The sequence below is a fragment of the Cellulomonas algicola genome (genome assembly GCF_003851725.1).
Classification (GTDB): Bacteria; Actinomycetota; Actinomycetes; order Actinomycetales; family Cellulomonadaceae; genus Cellulomonas; species Cellulomonas algicola.
In genome coordinates this window covers 41,023-57,294 of record NZ_BHYL01000059.1, presented here as the reverse complement: position 1 = coordinate 57,294, position 16,272 = coordinate 41,023, and the positions used below count along the sequence as shown (strand labels likewise).

The 16,272-nt window shown below is 68.8% G+C and carries 18 protein-coding genes; 11 read left to right on the top strand and 7 right to left on the bottom strand.

Annotated elements, in window-relative coordinates; genetic code table 11:
- Positions 1 to 432 precede the first annotated feature (432 nt).
- Together CTKZ_RS04640 and CTKZ_RS04635 are read left to right on the top strand one after the other, a co-directional pair.
- Positions 433 to 1,017, top strand: coding sequence for an RNA polymerase sigma factor (locus tag CTKZ_RS04640; protein ID WP_124341850.1), 585 nt, complete (start codon positions 433 to 435; stop codon positions 1,015 to 1,017).
- Complete coding sequence (locus tag CTKZ_RS04635) at positions 1,014 to 1,796, top strand: hypothetical protein (protein ID WP_124341849.1); 783 nt, start codon at positions 1,014 to 1,016, stop codon at positions 1,794 to 1,796. The genes CTKZ_RS04640 and CTKZ_RS04635 overlap by 4 nt, the downstream gene beginning before the upstream one ends.
- 258 nt (positions 1,797 to 2,054) lie before the next feature.
- Here CTKZ_RS04635 and CTKZ_RS04630 read toward each other — a convergent pair.
- Positions 2,055 to 3,214, bottom strand: a protein-coding gene (locus tag CTKZ_RS04630; protein WP_124341879.1) for an IS3 family transposase whose coding sequence is annotated in 2 segments (ribosomal slippage) — positions 2,055 to 2,933 and positions 2,936 to 3,214 — 1,158 coding nt in all. Because the reading frame shifts where the segments join, the coding sequence is not laid out codon by codon here.
- Positions 3,215 to 3,318: 104 nt separating this feature from the next.
- Here CTKZ_RS04630 and CTKZ_RS22715 point away from each other — a divergent pair.
- Genes CTKZ_RS22715 through CTKZ_RS04615 form a run of 3 tightly spaced genes read left to right on the top strand, consistent with a single transcriptional unit; the run spans position 3,319 to position 5,462 of the window.
- Entirely contained in the window at positions 3,319 to 3,846 is a 528-nt protein-coding gene (locus CTKZ_RS22715) for a peptidase inhibitor family I36 protein (RefSeq protein WP_124341848.1), read from the top strand.
- A gap of 18 nt (positions 3,847 to 3,864) precedes the next feature.
- Complete coding sequence (locus tag CTKZ_RS04620; RefSeq protein WP_160142828.1) at positions 3,865 to 4,401, top strand: RNA polymerase sigma factor; 537 nt, start codon at positions 3,865 to 3,867, stop codon at positions 4,399 to 4,401.
- Positions 4,398 to 5,462: a CU044_5270 family protein gene (locus CTKZ_RS04615; RefSeq protein ID WP_124341846.1), complete on the top strand. Its 1,065-nt coding sequence runs from the start codon at positions 4,398 to 4,400 to the stop codon at positions 5,460 to 5,462. Before CTKZ_RS04620 ends, CTKZ_RS04615 begins: the two co-directional genes overlap by 4 nt.
- 23 nt (positions 5,463 to 5,485) lie before the next feature.
- Here the strand turns inward: CTKZ_RS04615 and CTKZ_RS04610 are convergent, their stop codons facing one another.
- The 5 genes from CTKZ_RS04610 to CTKZ_RS04590 all read right to left on the bottom strand — a co-directional run bounded on the left by CTKZ_RS04610 (position 5,486) and on the right by CTKZ_RS04590 (position 9,157).
- Entirely contained in the window at positions 5,486 to 6,583 is a 1,098-nt protein-coding gene (locus CTKZ_RS04610) for an FtsX-like permease family protein (RefSeq protein ID WP_124341845.1), read from the bottom strand.
- The gene (locus tag CTKZ_RS04605; RefSeq protein WP_124341844.1) at positions 6,580 to 7,215 is read right to left on the bottom strand and encodes an ABC transporter ATP-binding protein; all 636 of its coding nucleotides are present in this window, start codon (positions 7,213 to 7,215) and stop codon (positions 6,580 to 6,582) included. The genes CTKZ_RS04610 and CTKZ_RS04605 overlap by 4 nt, the downstream gene beginning before the upstream one ends.
- Positions 7,212 to 7,985, bottom strand: a complete 774-nt coding sequence (locus CTKZ_RS04600) for a peptidoglycan-binding domain-containing protein (RefSeq protein WP_160142827.1) — start codon at positions 7,983 to 7,985, stop codon at positions 7,212 to 7,214. The genes CTKZ_RS04605 and CTKZ_RS04600 overlap by 4 nt, the downstream gene beginning before the upstream one ends.
- A 281-nt stretch (positions 7,986 to 8,266) precedes the next feature.
- Complete coding sequence (locus CTKZ_RS04595) at positions 8,267 to 8,827, bottom strand: hypothetical protein (RefSeq protein ID WP_124341842.1); 561 nt, start codon at positions 8,825 to 8,827, stop codon at positions 8,267 to 8,269.
- A gap of 15 nt (positions 8,828 to 8,842) precedes the next feature.
- Positions 8,843 to 9,157: a hypothetical protein gene (locus tag CTKZ_RS04590; RefSeq protein WP_124341841.1), complete on the bottom strand. Its 315-nt coding sequence runs from the start codon at positions 9,155 to 9,157 to the stop codon at positions 8,843 to 8,845.
- Between the two features lie 214 nt (positions 9,158 to 9,371).
- On the opposite strand from CTKZ_RS04590, the gene CTKZ_RS22580 reads away from it, so the two are divergent.
- From CTKZ_RS22580 to CTKZ_RS04570, 4 genes are all read left to right on the top strand, one after another.
- Positions 9,372 to 9,704, top strand: a complete 333-nt coding sequence (locus tag CTKZ_RS22580) for a MerR family transcriptional regulator (protein ID WP_124341840.1) — start codon at positions 9,372 to 9,374, stop codon at positions 9,702 to 9,704.
- An 803-nt stretch (positions 9,705 to 10,507) separates the two neighbouring features.
- On the top strand, positions 10,508 to 12,754 hold the full coding sequence (locus CTKZ_RS04580; protein ID WP_124341839.1) for a DNA/RNA non-specific endonuclease: 2,247 nt from the start codon (positions 10,508 to 10,510) through the stop codon (positions 12,752 to 12,754).
- Positions 12,741 to 13,292, top strand: a complete 552-nt coding sequence (locus CTKZ_RS04575; RefSeq protein WP_124341838.1) for a hypothetical protein — start codon at positions 12,741 to 12,743, stop codon at positions 13,290 to 13,292. Before CTKZ_RS04580 ends, CTKZ_RS04575 begins: the two co-directional genes overlap by 14 nt.
- 439 nt (positions 13,293 to 13,731) lie before the next feature.
- A complete protein-coding gene (locus CTKZ_RS04570; RefSeq protein WP_124341837.1) occupies positions 13,732 to 14,109 on the top strand; it encodes a hypothetical protein in 378 nt (125 codons plus the stop codon).
- Positions 14,110 to 14,374: 265 nt separating this feature from the next.
- Here the strand turns inward: CTKZ_RS04570 and CTKZ_RS04565 are convergent, their stop codons facing one another.
- Positions 14,375 to 14,875, bottom strand: a complete 501-nt coding sequence (locus tag CTKZ_RS04565) for a hypothetical protein (protein ID WP_124341836.1) — start codon at positions 14,873 to 14,875, stop codon at positions 14,375 to 14,377.
- A gap of 195 nt (positions 14,876 to 15,070) precedes the next feature.
- On the opposite strand from CTKZ_RS04565, the gene CTKZ_RS04560 reads away from it, so the two are divergent.
- Both CTKZ_RS04560 and CTKZ_RS04555 read left to right on the top strand, forming a co-directional pair.
- A complete protein-coding gene (locus tag CTKZ_RS04560) occupies positions 15,071 to 15,514 on the top strand; it encodes a hypothetical protein (RefSeq protein WP_200829636.1) in 444 nt (147 codons plus the stop codon).
- 317 nt (positions 15,515 to 15,831) lie between these two features.
- The gene (locus CTKZ_RS04555; RefSeq protein WP_124341834.1) at positions 15,832 to 16,269 is read left to right on the top strand and encodes a hypothetical protein; all 438 of its coding nucleotides are present in this window, start codon (positions 15,832 to 15,834) and stop codon (positions 16,267 to 16,269) included.
- The last annotated feature ends 3 nt before the right edge of the window (positions 16,270 to 16,272 follow it).

Sequence of the window (16,272 nt, the reverse complement as noted above, 5' to 3'; positions counted from 1 at the left end):
AGTAACCACACCCGGCCGATGACCACAAGAGGGCAAAGGGACGCCCGACGTTCAGGTGGGTTCTAGCCGCGCTACCGAAACCTGCTTACCCCCGGATCCGCCCACGCCGGTCGGTCCACCCCAGGCAGCGCTAGATCGTGCCCACTCCGCCAACGTTGTAGGGCTTGGCTAGGACGATGATCCGGACGTTTGGCAAGCAGGACCGGCCGGGCGAGCCACGTCGTGCGCGCTCAGTTCAGGACGCCCTTGAGAGCGCACACGAGGACTCCGCTCCGCCACCAGCAGCGGCGCCCGCCGAGCGCTACCGTCCAGCTGACAGATGGTGCGTTGACCGGTTGAGAGCGCCATCAGTTCCGGCGGCTTGTGGCTTCCCACAGGAGGGTGGTGCGCGCCTCCCTGTCACATCTGGGCGGGGTCCGGACACTTCCTTGTGTGAACACAGACCCCCCGGACGGGACCGCCCAGTTCGAGGCCCAGCGCTTCGAGTTGCTGTGGGGGGCGAACGCTGGACGTGTTCACGCGTACGCGCTGCGGCACGTCGATCCGCACACCGCTCAGGAAGTGGTGGCAGAGACCTTTCTGGTCGCATGGCGCCGGCTCGCCGATGTACCTGGCGAGCCGCTGCCCTGGCTGCTCGTCGTGGCCAAGAACACCATCGCCAACCAGCGCCGGTCGCTGTACCGCAAGCGTGCAGTCGAAGTGGAGCTCGCGCGCATTGCCCACCTAGCCGCGCCAGCTGCAGGGGCGGACGTCGCCGCCGGTGAGCGGACGCGGGTGCTGACCGCGTTGGCCGGCCTGGATGCTCGCGACCGAGAAGCGCTGCTGCTCACGGCCTGGGACGGCTTGTCGACCACAGCAGCAGCCGACGTAGCCGGCTGCTCGCCCGAGGCGTTCCGAGCTCGCCTCTCACGAGCCCGGCGGCGACTCGCGCAGTCCGCAGGTGACGACGAGCCTTCTGAGCGGCGGGCCGCTCATTCCGTCGACCCGACAGCGATCCCCTTGAGGAGCAGGCCATGACCCGTCCTGACGCGTACGACGTCCTCGATGCGCTCGCTCCTGCCCCCACCCAAACTGAGGGCCTGTCGGCAGCGAGGGCGCTTCTCGATGCCTGCATCGCCGACGAGGCCGACTCGAAGGTCGACGTCGATCGCCGACGTTCAGCGTGGCGATCGCTCGCGCTACCGGCCGCGGCTGCCGTTGCCCTAGCCGTGGCCGTCGCCGTGGTGCCCGGGATCGGTGCGTCCACGGCCTTCGCCAGCTGGACGGCGATCCCGGAGCCCGTCACGGGGATCGACGTTGCGCAGAGCGCAGCCGAGTGCCGGCGCCTCATCGCCGATTCGAGCGGCGGCGCGGCCCTGGATGTCCAGAACGCGAAGCCCGTCCTGGCTGAGCGCCGTGGAGCCTGGACCTACACGCTACTGAGCAGCGAAGTCTCGGGACGAAGCGTCGGATCGGTGCACGAGTGCCTCACGCCCGACACTGCCGATCTTGGTGGCGGCTCGGGCGGCACGGCGACTGCGGGCGGCGTGGTGCAGCCATCCGCGACCGAGGCGGAGTGGAGCGGTGGACTCAGCCACGATGGGTGGCGATCCGCCTACGGTCACGTCGGCGCTGACGTCGATCGAGTCACTCTCACCCGGGCCGACGGGGTCGTCATCGAGACAACCGTCTCCGACGGCTACTTCGCCGGCTGGTGGCCCGTGCCCGCGAAGGCCGGCGGCAGGATGGAGAACTTCACCATCACCTGGTACCTCAGCGACGGCACCGAGGCGGGGCACCAAGACGTAACGCTGTAGCCCGGCAAGGAGCGCCGGGCGGCCCATCGCCACCGCCACCACCGGGCTCCCAGGCCGGGGGGCATCGGTCACGACAGGTACCACATCGGCCGTCGCGGCAAGTCGCCGTACGTGGTGCCGATGCCTGACCTCTAGCGATCTTGCATTTCGGCAGCTGCCCTCCCGAAACCAGCACCGGAACCGAAACCGACCGATACCCCGGAGCAACCGGTCGCCGTGTGCGGTGGGGTCTGCTGCACGAGTAGGTGACAGCGGGTCTCAGGCGGCGAGTGCGACCTGAGGGGTGTTGATGGTCTCGTACTCGATGGGGGTCAGGCGACCGAGTCGCGCTTGGCGTCGGCGGCGGTGGTAGGTCCGTTCGATCCAGACGATGATCGCCAGGCGCAGCTCGTCGCGGGTGGTCCAGCGGCGCCGGTTCAGGACGTTGTTCTGCAGGAGTGAGAAGAACGACTCCATCGCGGCGTTGTCGCCCGCGGAGGCGACCTGGCCCATCGACCCGACCAGGTCGTGGCGGGCCAGCTCGCGCAGGACCTTGCGGCTTCGGAACTGGCTCCCACGGTCCCCGTGAACGATGCACCCGGCCACGTCACCGCGACGTTGCACGGCGCTGGCCAGGGCGTTCACCGCGATGTGGGACGTCATGCGGTCACTGATCGAGTACCCGACGGTCCGGTTGGAGAACACGTCCTTGATCGCGCAGAGGTAGACCTTGCCCTCGCTCGTGGGGTGCTCGGTGATGTCCCACAGCCACAACCGGTTCGGTCCGTCGGCGGTGAACACGCGCAGCACAAGGTCGTCGTGCGCCGGCGGCCCGGCCTTCTTGCCACCTCGGGGGCGCTTCTTGCCGAACACCGACCACCAGCCGTTGGACGAGCAGATCCGCCACACCGTGCGGTCGCAAGCCACCAGACCGGCCCGGGCCGCCTCGTCGGCGAGCAGCCGGTGGCCGAACTCGGGGTCGTCGCAGTGGGCGTCAAACAGCGCGTTCGCGAGGTGCGCCTGCTTGAGCTCACGCGCACCGACAGGCGCTGCGAGCCAGCGGTAGTAGGGCTGTCTGGCGAGCTTGAGAACCCGACACGTCACCGCCACAGGCACCCCGTCGGCGGCGAGCTCACTCACGAGCGGGTAGAGCCTTTTCCCGGCAGCTGCGCCTGCGAGAGATACGCCGCTGCGCGACGCAGCACCTCGTTCTCCTGCTCCAGCAGCCGGATCCGCCGACGCGCCTCACGCAGCTCGACCGACTCCGAGGCGGTCACGCCCGGACGGTTGCCGTCCTCGACGTCCGCGTCACGCAGCCAGTTGCGCAGACACGACTCGGCGATCCCGAAGTCGTGCGCGATCTGCTTGATCGGGGCCTCGCCACGGCGGGCGACCGCCACGACGTCCCGGCGGAACTCCATGGGATAGGGCCTGGGCACGGTGCACATCCTTCCAGCGGGGACCGCGTCCCCACAGGTCAGGTGTCACCCATCCGTGCAGCAGACCCCCTTAGCGTCCATGCGACTCGGAGGCGGTTCTCCCGATGGACTGGTGCGACGAGTTGAGAGCGTCGCGCCGACCTTCGCCCCAGAGGACCTCTGGCACGCTGCAGCGCGACTGGCGACACACGCACGACTGGGCAAACCGTTCCGTCGCAGTAGTAGTCCTGGTCACAGGCCCTCGTCTGATACCCGATCATGTACGCGTGAAGACATCGCATCGTGGCCTCATCGCAATCGCTGCCGCCGTACTGCTCGGCTCGACTTCAGGAGGTCCCGCCGTCGCGAGCGACATCGGGCCGACGTCGACATCGCAATGCGCAGCCGCAGCGTTCTGTGTCTGGGGAGCCACCGGGTACGCGGGGACGTTCGCGAGCACAACGAGCACGTCCGTGTCGTCGACCGGCGTCTCGACGGCGAAGTCGGTGTGGAATCGCTCGGCCCGCGCAGCTGTCGTGTACTCGGGTACAGGCGGCACAGGAACGGCGAAGTGCTATGCGCCGGGTGCGATGGTCGCGTCGACCACTGCCGGGGCGGCGTCGTTCCGTATCCTCAGCACGGCAACGTGCTAGTTGAGTGATGGGGGTGCGGTGACTTCCGGCGACCGCACGCCCGTCGACTCCTTCGAAGGGTTCTTTCGCCAGCACGTAGCAAGTGTTCGGAGGTTTGCTTGCCGCTCCGTGGGCGACATGTACGCGGACGACGTGGTGAGCGAGACATTCACGATCGCGTGGCGTAAGTGGTCCGACGCTCCCGCTGCCGAAGGTGTGAGGCGCGCGTGGCTGTTCAGGATCGCGCACAACGTGATGGCGCATCACGTCCGCTCCCAGGTACGCCGCGGTCGGTTGCTGCGGTGGGCGGGACAGATGGCGACCGAGTCGCACCCTCCTGATCCAGCGGACCGTGTGGTCGGCGACGACCACGTCAAGCAGGTGCTTCTCGCTCTTCCGTTCCGCGAGCGTGAGGCGATGGCGCTCGTGGTGTGGGAGGACCTGACACCGCAACAGGCCGCATTCGCTCTCGAATGCTCTGTCACAGCGCTGAGCTCGCGCCTGACGCGTGCGCGGCAACGCCTCGTTGCCGGAATCAGCAACCTCGACGAGCAGGGTGAGGAGGTGCGCTCATGAATCCAGAACGTCGAGCTGAGGACGAGGTCGCGCGCCTGCGCGACGTGCTCGGAGTCGAAGTGCACATCCACCACGACCCGGTGACGGCGCGGGACGAGGCGATCCTGCGTCGGATCGTCGCAGGCGGTCAGGACCGCGTCTCGGCGTCCCGTCGCCGGATTCGCCTGCCCGTGCGGATTGCGGTTGCGTTCGGCATCGTGACGGCAATCGCGGTCGCAGGATTCGTCGTGCGCGGTGCGCAGGCACCCGCGCTTGCTGCTCCGCCGATGCTGACGTACTCAATGTCGAACATTCAGGCCGTTGCCGCCGGCAGTGCTCCGCCAGCCTCGGAGGCGTTGCGTGCCATCGCCGCAGAAGCACGTCGGCAACCCGTCGAAGAAGGCCACGGCGCGCAGCAAGTCCTGTCGTTCGCCTGGTACATCAACACTGTCGTCGACGACGAGGGCAACACAGAGGTCGAACTCGCCCCCACCCGGCAGGCGACAACGATCGGGCCGGACGGCTCGTTCTCCAGTCAGGAGACACGCACACCGGCACTCTCACCGGACGGACGGGTGGTCGATCCCGATCGCTACCCCGTAGGTGGTGCGCACTCAGGAGACGAACTGCCCGCAGGAACGTTCGACGCGGCCTACGCGGCGAACCTGCCCCGAGACCCGCACCTGCTGCGAGAAAGCCTCACCGCGTCGCAAGGCGGTCCGGAACTGTGCGGAACGTCCGACGTCGCCGCCGCGTCGTGCCTCGGCGCGGCAGTCGCGGACTTGTATGGCCGCTGGGTCGTGCCGGCCGACCTGAGCGCCACCGTGTGGGCGATGCTCGCCGCCGAACCGGCGTTGGCGGATCTCGGAGAGGTCACCGATCGTCTTGGACGCTCCGGCCGTGCAGTCGCAGTGCCCCCCGACCCGGCCGGCGCCAATCAGTCGCTGGTCCTGGTGATAGACGCAGGCACCGGTCAGTTGCTCTCCTGGGAGCAGGTTTCGATGTCGATCCCCGACCTGCAGATCAACGAGCCGACAGTTACCGCGTTCCAAGCGATCACTAGCGCCCGCTGGGTCGACTAGCGCCCCGGATCAGGGGCGAACGATCACGGCACTCGCAGGATCTGCACCGGGTCCCGCATGGCCGCCGCGAGCGCAGCGGGAACGCTCGCGACGACCGCACTGATGACCGCGAGCACGCTCACCGCCGCTGTGAAGGGCACGGGAGGTTGTCCACCGGTGATTCGGGCAACCACAGCGAGCCCGCCGGCCGTTCCGAGGGCGACGCCGACCAGCGCGGGCCACATCGCCTGACCGACGACGAGAACCACGAGCGCCGACCGGCTTGCCCCAAGCGCGCGACGGCGTCCGAAGTCGCGTCGCCGCGCACCGATCGATGCGTACAAAGTCACCGCAGTGAAGATCAGGCCAGCGGCCATCGCTCCGGAAGCCTGCTGCCGAGCGACAACCCCGAGCTGGCCGGTGACCACCGCGGACAGCTCGACGAGCTCGTCGGACGTAGTGACGCTCAGCGTCGTCGGATCGCGCACGTCAGCAATCTGTCGCAAAAGCCGAGACACGGGCGCAACGCTCTGCGGGGTGCTGGCTACGGCGTACAAGACGCCCACCGACTGATCGCGGTCGGGGCCGAGCAGGACGACTCGATCGAGATCGGTGAGAGCGCCCTCCGCTTCGAATGTGCCGACGACGTCCCAGCTGCCCTTCCCGTCGGTAGCGACAAGAGAGCCTGCGGCGGCCGTCAGGCCGAGCTGCGGCGCAACGGCTGAACTCACGATGACCTCACCTTGCGCTGGCCATCGGCCGGCCAACAGCCGCAAGTCTGGGGGCGGGTCGCCGTACATCGCTCGTGCCGGCACCGCAGCGGCGGCGGACACTGCGGCGTTGCGGACGTCGATCGCCGGTCCGACAGCGAGCGCCCAGTCGACGTCCGCGAGTGCCGTCGCGCGGCGCACGAAGTCCGGGGGTGGCCTGTCTTCTGGCGAGGCGCTGGTCACCACGATGAGACGCGAACCCGCGCGGTCGATGGAAGCGACGACGGCCGACTCAGTCGCCGCCGACCTTCCGGCCGTCGCAAGCGCGAGTAGGCAGGTTGCTGCCGTTACTGCGACGACGACGAGAGAGCTGGCACGGTTGGCGAACGCGACCCGTCCTGATTCGCCAAGCAGACTCCGCAGCGAGGTCACAGCTGCACCCGGGCGTCCCCGGTGGGCGCCCGCAGTGGGTCGTGCGTTGCCACGATGACCGTGGCTCCGGATTGGGCACGTTCCCGGAGGGTGTCCCACACGACGTCCGCAGATGCGGGGTCGAGATTGCCAGACGGCTCGTCCGCCAAGATGATCGTGGGGCTCTTCATCAGTGCGCGGCACAGCGCGACGCGCTGCGCTTGCCCTCCTGAGATCTGACCGGGCCGATGGTCGTGTCGATGCTCAACGCCGAGCGCCCCGAGCAGGTCACGCGCTCGGCGCTCCGCCACACGACGTGAGGTGCCCGTGAACAGCGCTCCCTCCATCACGTTGTCCAGCACGGTTCGCGCGGGGTCGAGAACCGCGTCCTGGAAAACGAATCCGATCTGTGTTGCCCGCAACCTCGCTCGCTCACCATCGGGCAGGCGCGCGGTCGCCACGCCGTCCAGCACCACCGTTCCAGCCGTCGGCGTCAGCATCAGCCCGAGCAGATACAGAAGCGTCGACTTCCCCCCGCCCGACGGCCCCGTGATGGTCGTGAGCGCACCCTCGCTGAACTTGCAGGTCAGGTCGTTCAGTACGGGCCCGGTTCGCGGCCCGTAGCCGAACGTCAACGCGTCGACGCTGATCACGCGCCCGCCGAGGCAGCGGGAACGAGGATGAGGTCGCCGACCTCGATGCCCTCGACGACGGCAAGTCCTCGAGCACTCGCCAGCACCTCCACGGGCTTCTCCTGGCCATCGGGCGCCGCCCTTACGACCGTGGCCCCTGAGGGCGTCGTTCTTACGGCCGAGGTCGGTACGACCGGCCCGTCAGTTGCTGGGGTGACGATGACGTCCACAGAGACGTTGAGCACCCCTATCGGAGGGATCGCGGCGCAGTCCTCTCCACACACCGGCGTGCCGTCCACAGCAGTGAGGGCCAGCACCATTGAGCCGTCATCGACGGTCGTAGAGCTCGCGATGACGCCCTCCCATCGGCGGTCGCCGACTCGAACCGTCACTGCCGCGTCCTGCGGCACGGTCGCAACCTGAGCAGCGTCAAGAGTCACCGTCACCTTGGGTTCTGCGGACAGAACGTCGAACAAGGCCTCGCCGGCCGCGACCACTGCACCGACACGCACATCCTCAGCGAGAGCGAGCCGACCTGGGAGCGTAGGCAAGAACAACACGTCACCCGCAGCTACGACGCCGTCGACCGGCAAGCCGATCGCGCGCTGCCACGAGCGAACCGCGGACGCCGTTGCTGCGTCGTATGCCGAGCTTTCCGGCGCGGCATACCCGAGCTGCCGTAGCAGCTGCTGCAGTTGGGCGACGTCTGGGCCTCGGTCGCCGCGCTGCATCGCCCGGAAGGCCGGCACGGCGCCCTGCGCGACGACGACCGGGCGCAGGTTTACCGTCATCACGACCTGTCCTGCGCTCACCACGCCATCCGCGGGGAGACTGACCGACGTGACCGTTCCACTGACCGCCGCCGGTGTACCGGGCGACCGGTCCCATTGAGCACGTCCTGCGAAGCTCTGGGAGAAGCCAACCTGTCCGTCGATGACCTCGTACGCGACGTCCGTCGGCTCGGCCGCAGGGGGCGGCGGCGGTTCGGCGAACCGGCCCCCCGCCCAGAACGCGAGGGCTCCTACCGCGACGAGGCTGATCGCCCACGCCGCGCGAGCTCGCCATGCGCGACTCATTGCCCGAATACCGGCCGCGGGCATGCAGACAGGGCCGATGTGTAGTCCTCCGACGGGACGCCGCTCATGGGATCCCACGTCGCCGCGCCGGAACGTTGGCGGTCGATGTACACCTCGACTGTCGGAGGCGCCTCAGCACTGAAACCCGCCGACACCAGACAGTCGTAGTGATCAACCAAACGACCGTAGAACTCCGTGAGCGCCGCGTCGTCCAGTTCGGGAGCGACGATCCGACCGACGGACATGTTGCAGGTGTCCTGCGACGCCATCAACGAGTCCATCTGGTCGTCGTCGACCACGCCGTACTCGAAGCTGATGCCGTCGTTGGGATCACCGGGCTCGATCTGCCATCCCTCGTCCCGCATGCAGGTCATGAAGTCCTGCGACCACTCGTCCCACGATCCTTCGTACGCCGGGTAGACCGGCGCACCTTCAGCGCCCGTCGTGGGTGCGGCGGTCCCGGCAGTCGGCTCCGGCGATGGCGCTGACGGGGTAGTGCACCCCGTCAGCGCCGTGACGGCGCCAACCACGACGATCAGTCGGACGTGGTCACGCATCGTCGTTCGCAACGGTCAGACCGCTCCTGTGCATCCGGCGTAGGTGCCGGGGTCGTTCAGCGACCGATCGGAGTTCACGAACCAGCTGCCACCGCCGTAGGCGCCAGCGCGCGTCCGCGTCACCCAGGTGGAGTCGCCGACGTAGTACGCAGTGGTGCCGCCGGGGCCCTTGATGTTCACGTTGCCGTTCGCGAGGCCCACTGTGTACGAGTTCGAGTTCGGGGCGTAGCAGGTCTTGCTGCCGGACTTGCTGACGACTGCTGCGGCAGGCGAGGCCACCGCGATCGTGAGCAGCAGCACCGCGGCGAACGCGGCTCCAGCTCTCCTCATCGTTCCTCCAGTCTGATCGGAACTACCTAGGTGGCGGACAGCGACCGTTACGCCCGCCGTCCGCAACTCCGAACTGACACGGCCAGTCGCCGTGTCAGTCGGAGGGGCCGCTGTGCGACACCACCTGTGAGTTCCCGCCCGAGTACCGATTGTCACTCACGGTCGCTGTGACACCGGTCACATGTCATGCGTGTCTGGCCTCTAGGGTGCGGCTGTGGTCAGCCGAGGCAATGATGCAGAGAACCTGCTGTCGATCAAGCACGTAGCGACTCGCTTCTCGGTCTCGATCGGCACCGTCCGGCGATGGACGGACGCGGGCCTGCTTCCGGCAGAACGCACCGCGGGCGGGCACCGCCGCTATCGCGCCACGGACGTCGAGGCCGCGTTGCGCGCGCGAAGTGCGCTCGCCGACGCAGAAGCGCGCCAGGGCCTGGCGGCCCGCCTCGCGACGCGCGACGAACCGACTGGAAGGTTGCTGCCCGCTGAAGCCCTCAGTGTCATGCGTGCAGCGTCTGGCGTAGCTTGCTCGAACCCCAGTTGCGAGTAGACGCTGACCAAGCGCCCATCGTGGGCGCAGAGCTCGATGAGATCGCCTGCCTGTGTCGTACGCGCGATCTGGCGTCGGATCGTCAACAGCCCGGCGGCGTAATCGGCGGCCGCCAGCGAGACAGTCCAGTCCGACTGAACGTGAGGGCCGGCATTCCAGATCCGCCCCGTGTAGGGGGCGTACATCGTCGACACGTAGGCCAATGCACTGACGAGAAGTGCAATGAAGACGATCGGTGCGACGTCGACCCCCAGCGGGAATCGACAGCCGCGCGCACGATGGCGAACGAGACGGCCACCGCAAGTGCCACTGCGGCGAACTCCAGGACACCGCGCACCTGGTCTGGTCGGCGCCGGCTTGTCGGCTGAACGACGACAACAGCGCGTCCGGCGCGACCCGCAGCGTGGTAGAGCCGGCGTCGCGTCATGAAAAGGCTGGTGGCCCACACCGGGGTCGCAAGACCGGCGATGAAGCGGCCGAACCGCGCGCCCAATGGCGCCTTCGCGAACGTCCGCGCTGTCAGCGACGCGAGAGCGGGAATCGCACGCAGCGGCGGGCAAAGCATTGGCGCCGCTGCCGATGTCCCGCGCGCTCTTGCCCCTTGCAGCGCCAACTCCCCTCCCGGGTTGGATCCACGATGTCGTCGCCTCCGCGACGGCGATGCCCCGTCCGGCATGGCGTCATCGGGAGCCAACTCCGGCGGGGTCCTGCGATCGTGTGGTGCACCGGTCATCAGCCTCACGGTCAGGATGGCAGCCGCTAGGGTCAGCGCGTTCGTTTCGTCCGATCCGCCGGGGGCCACGATGTCGACGCTCCACCGCGCGATCGACCCGACCACGATCCCGGGCGACGCCCTCGACCCGGACGGCGTGCTGGCCGCGGCGGACGCGCTCGCGGCGCAGGGTGCGGCGCTCCGGGAGCACGGCGCGCAGGCCGTCGCTCGGTGGCGTGGGCTGTCGGCGGTCTACGAGGCGCCCGAGGCCGGCCGGTTGTTCACGGTGATGGATCCCGTGGAGACGGGTGCGCGCGACGTCGGCGACGGGGTCGAACTGCTGGCCGCGGCGCTGCGCCGGTACGCGGAGGCGATCCGGCCGATCAAGGCGTCGCTCGCCCGGACCCGCACCGACGCGCGCGCGTTCCGGAGCTCGATCGCGTCGAACAGCGAGTGGCGGCAGGACCAGGGCCTGGTGGACGCGAACACCGACCTGGTCGAGCGCGTCAACGCTCAGCAGGTCGCCCTGTGGGAGGCCGAGCGGGCGTGCGCGAACGAGATCCGGGCGCTGTACTGCGCGGCGCCGTGGCATGCGTCGACCGGCGAGGACGACCCGCTCGGGTATGGCTACGCCGCGTTGCCGGCGGAGGCGGCGATGCCGTGGGGCTCGGCGGTGAAGCGGGAGGACGCCTGCCCGAAGGCGGCGGCGGTCCAGGTCAAGCGGTTCGTGTGGGACGGAGTCGTGGTCGACGGGCTGTGGGGCACCGTGACCGGGCTCGCGGGGTTCGTGGGGTTCCGGGACTGGCGGTACTCGAACGCGACGCTGCGCGAGACCTGGATGGGCATGTCGGACCTGTTCCCGTTCACCGTCATGGGTGTCGTCATGCACCTGTCGGACGGCAGCGGCGTGTACTCCGCCCAGCGCACCGGCACCGCGTGGATCGGGCTCGGCAAGGGCATGGTCTCGTGGGACACCTGGGACGACGACCCGGGCCGCGCGGCCGGCGGTGCGGTCTTCAATATCGCGACCGTCCTCCTGCCCGCCGGTGCTGCGGTGTCCGGGACGAAGGGCGCCGCGACCGCCGCCAACGCGGCGGGCAAGGGTGCCAAGGTCTCGGCGTGGCTGGCCCGCGGCGCCGAGATCGTCGACCTCACGGACCCGCTCGCCCTCGGGGCACGCGGCCTGCGGGGCGCGCTCCCGCGGCTCGACGACCTCGTCGCCGGCCTGCGCGGAGTCGAGGGCCTGGACGAGACGCTCACCCTCGACCTGCCGCCCGCGACCAGCACGCTCGACGACCTGCCTTCGGGAACCGTCCACGACGGCCTCGGCGGCGTCGCGGTCCGCGACGTCGACGCCATGCCGCAGAGCCGTGCGACTGTCGACGGCACACACGCGCCCGAGCGCGCCCACGTGCCCGAGCGGGAGCTCGTCACCGCCGACGGTCGTGCCGACCAGGCCTCTGGTGGGACCGGCGGCGACGGGAGCCCGGGAGGCGGCCACAGGGCCGACGCTCCGCACAGTGGTGGCCTGCTCGACGGAGGTACGCCTCACGTCGGGGGTGCGGGCTCCCCTGGAGGCCCGCCCCCGGACGCGACCGCGCCCCGCGCGGACGTGCCGCCGACCGGCGCAGCGCCAGGCGCCCTGCACGGTCGGACGGTGCCGGACCTGTATCCGCGGCCCGCGTCCGAGCTCGAGGTCACTGTGCGACCGGACGACTCCGGCTTCCCGGGGTCGCGGACGCCGTTCGCCGCCCGCACCGACCTCGCCCCCTCGACGCTCTACCGCGTGGAAGGCCGCGGGGACTTCTACACCGACGCCGACGGGAGAGTCCGGTACGTCGAGACGACCTACGGCGGCTTGAACAACCTCAACGCCGACCTGAACAACCCTCAGGACGGCGTCACCTACGTCGTCCACCCGCACCACGGCGGCGCGCACGTCTTCGAGATCGGCCTCGACGGGCGCACGGAGGTCGCATATACAGACGACCTGGCCCTCGGGGCGGCGGACCGGTCCGAGTCTGTACAGACGCGCGTCGGCGCCGAGGGCGGTCCTGGGTACGACGGCGGCCACCTGTACGCGAACATGTACGGCGGCGGCGGCGAGTACGTCAACATCGTCGCGATGCTCGAACGCGTCAACCGCTCCGGTCCCGGCAGCTTCTACGAGCTCGAGCAGCAGTGGCGCTCGCTCATCGACGGGCACCCTCCCGTCCACGTCAGCGTGAGGATCACACCCGACTACGTAGGATCGAGCCGGGTCCCGGACAGCATCCTCGTGGAGTGGTCCGAGAACGGTGCCTGGAAGGACAAGGTGTTCGAGAATGTCGTCGACTGACGTCGAAGGTCTCCCGCCGATGCTTGCGCAGGCCCGGCTCATCGACGCCATCGCGCGGTCGCTGGTCGGTTCCGTCGCGCCGGGCTGGACGGTTCTCGACTATCGCCGCATCGCGGTCTCGTCCACCAGCGAGGGACGCCTGCAGGTGTCGTACCCGGACCGTCAAGCGCAACCACTCGCACCGCGCGATGTCGCGAAGCTTGCCAAGCAGCTGCGCGACGTCATGTACCGCGAGGGGGCGGGGACCTGGTACACCTTCACCCTGCAGGTGACACCCCCGTCGGCGGTGACGTCGCGATTCGACTACGACCACGAGCCTGCCTGGGACGTCGCGGTTGACCCAATCGTCTATGTCACTGACCAGCACACCCACCCGCGCGACGTCGAGCACCAGCCGCCGTGGCTGCAGGACAGACTGGCGGAAGGCTGGGCCCGCATCAACGACCTGACCCCAGACCGCATGCCGGTATGGGTGGAGAAGCGGCTCACTGCTGGCACACACGTGCTGACGCCCGCTGGTCTGGCCGAACTTTCCTGAGCGCGGGTCCTACCCCGGCCCCGATGACCGTCCCTGAGCACGTCGCCGCGCAAGGTGTTCGACCGAGAATGGTGACGAGACTCGTCGCCTGGTACGTGCGGGAGCGGCACGAGAGGTGCACGATCGTCATCTCGACCGGCGCCGACCCCGCGTCCAGCAGTGGGGTGCAGCCGACGACGCCGAGAGGTTCACGATCCGCAGCGCGGACGTTGCGACCCCACTGAGGGACGCCACCCACTACGGCCACACGGTGCGGTCATCGTCGGAGTTGTCCGCAAGCACCTCATCCGGGACGCTTGTCTCCATCAGCACCAAGTCGGCGACCGGTAGTTCCAATGCGGGCGACCGCTGACCGAGCCGGCCCCGCAGGACGACAGCCCACTTCGTGCAGCGCGATCACCGGTCCCTCCGTCGCGTGACCTCGCCGAGGAGGAACGCCGTGACGAGCGTCCTTGACCCGTTCAGTCGCTCCGGTGCGTGGGATGTCGTCACCGAGCGTGGGGCGCGTCACCTGTTCGTCTGTCAGCGGCCCAACGTGGTCGTGACACGTTGGGCACCGCTCACCCTTGACGCCGACTTTGACCGCTTCCAGCGCCGGGACGATGACGGTGACGCACTTCCGCTGCTTTCAGTGCACTACGCGGTCGGCAACGAGCGTCGCAGAGGCATCGCCATCGGCGCGCCAATGCGCCTGCACATTCTGGGCCGGGGCGGTGCGTGGTCGCTGCGCGTCACCAGTGCGGTTCGGTCCATCGTCGAGATGCCGATCGACGAATACTCTGACTTCATCGGCGACGACGGATTCCTTGTCGAATAGGCCCCCGATAAACGGATCGGTCCGGACCGCAACCCTGATCGAGACATAGACGTCATCGGCTCCGGTCCCGGCGTGACGGTGCGAGCTCCTATGTGGGTAGCTTGCCCGAACCGTCCACCAGGCTAAACCGGAGGCGGATCCCTGCGGCCGTCTCTCCTCTGCTCCGGCCCGCTGGCGGGGCGCTTCGTGCGCGCGAGCACGAGGGACTGTGTCCGCAGCCGGGCGCGGATCGATTCCGCCCACGTGCCGACGTTGCCCGACCTGGTCAGCCGTTGAGCTGCCAGGTGTAGCCCCCAGCCAGGTCGGCGGCATCGATCACTTCTTCGGAGGTGTACGGCCCGGTCGTGATCGCGAAGAACTCCATCTGGCCGGGTAGCCCCGCAAGTTCGTACGTCCGGGAGCATGTTTTCACCGGAGTCTCAGTGAACGCCGGTGCGCTGCCGTCGGCCGTGGCGACAATCGTCCCGTTCGCGTCGCGCACCACGAGCTGGTCGAGGTCGCCGATCCACCCGCCGTCGGGGAGACCCCCAGGAGCGAGGAACACGCATCCTTCAGTTGGTGACTCCGAGACGAACGTGTCGCTCACGAACTGCACGGTCACGCTGCCTTCGAACGTGTCCGGCTCGGTCGTCGTCGGTGTTGCCGTAGCAACGGCGTCGTCGCTGGACTGGGCTGTCGGGTTCGCGTCGTCAGTCGCGCATCCGGCTAGCGTCGCGAGGAGGAGCGTGGTCGTCAGGAGCGCATAGACGGGGGTGATTCTCGGCACGCCACGGACCGTAGCCGGACCTGCGCGACTCGTCAGAGCGTGTGGAGCACCTCCCGATAAGGGCGTGTCGCCCGAAGGCAGCGGGTCCGGCCGGAACTCCCTGCAGTTCGTGGCTCTAGAGGTACGGACCCCGACCGGAGCCCGTTTCCCTCTCCCTTGGAGGTAATCGTGTCGTACACAAGCCGCGGGACCAATGTGTTCGAGGACCTCGCACGCGACGCCGAGCACCTGGCAGCAGCAGTACGCGTGAACGCGAATCGCTCCATCGACGTCGTCGTGCACGCCCTGCTCACCGCCGCCATCGACGACACGCTGGGCTCGCTCGGACGGGTGTGCGCAGCGCGACCGGGCGTCGGTGACCGCTATGACGTCGAGCTGCCCGCGATGTACCGCCCGCCCGTCCCTCGTGGCACAGCCGTGATCTGGGTCGACGACGACGTCCTGGATGATGTCGCGAAGGACGGCTGGTTCGACCAGTTCGATGAGCCCACTCGCGTCCGCGACGCGTTGGCCGCCCTCGATCAGCGCGCCTTCGCGATTGAGCGGGATGCTGAGAGTTCGACGTGGGCATCATCCGGACTTCTCGACCTGGTCCTCGAGGTCCTCTCTGCGGCGATGGCGCACAAGCGCGCGTCGTGACGCCTGCCGGACGTCGCGGAACTCCGTAGGTTTCCCAAACAAGTCGGTTGTCCGGGAGTCGCCCTCGGCGAGCGCGCTACGCGCGTTGATAGGTCCGGCTGATCGCCGCCAACCGTGTGCGGATTCGAGCAGAGTGGGTCCCGTGCGCCGACGCTGACCAGCCAGTCGGCCGAAGCGATCACACAGGGCGCAGGCGACGGTCCTGAGGAAGTTCCGGAGTACCGGTTCACCCGTCGGCCCATGCACTACGAACCGGTCATTCGGTACATTCAGGACATCGAACGATCCTCGCACGACGAGAGCCTGGGGAGCGCATCGTGAACGACGAGGAAGCACGGAGCGACGACGCCCGGACAGATGTGAGCTCTGAGGACAGGCCGGTGCTTCTCGACCGCACCGGCGCACCAATCGCGGAGGTAAGGGCGGTCTTCATAACGGCAGACACCGCGATGATCGCTCTCAACGTCCGCGATGTGCTGTCTCAGCGAGTCGCGATGTGGGTGGTGGAGGGGGCTCGGGTGCGGGACTTCGCCAAGTGGTCGGGCACCCAGTTCGCTGCGCCGGCGATTTCGGGCACGCTCACGGGGCGCCTTTTCGCGGTTCACGAACGCATTCCTGCGGGGCTGGTCGAGCAGCTCTCCGCGCTGTACGAGCAAGGCGAGGGCACCTTCACCGGCGACAGCGCGCCAGGAACTGGCAGTGAGGGCGCGATGTCGACCCCGCCCGGGCCGGGCGACCCCGACGGCGACCTGTAGGAC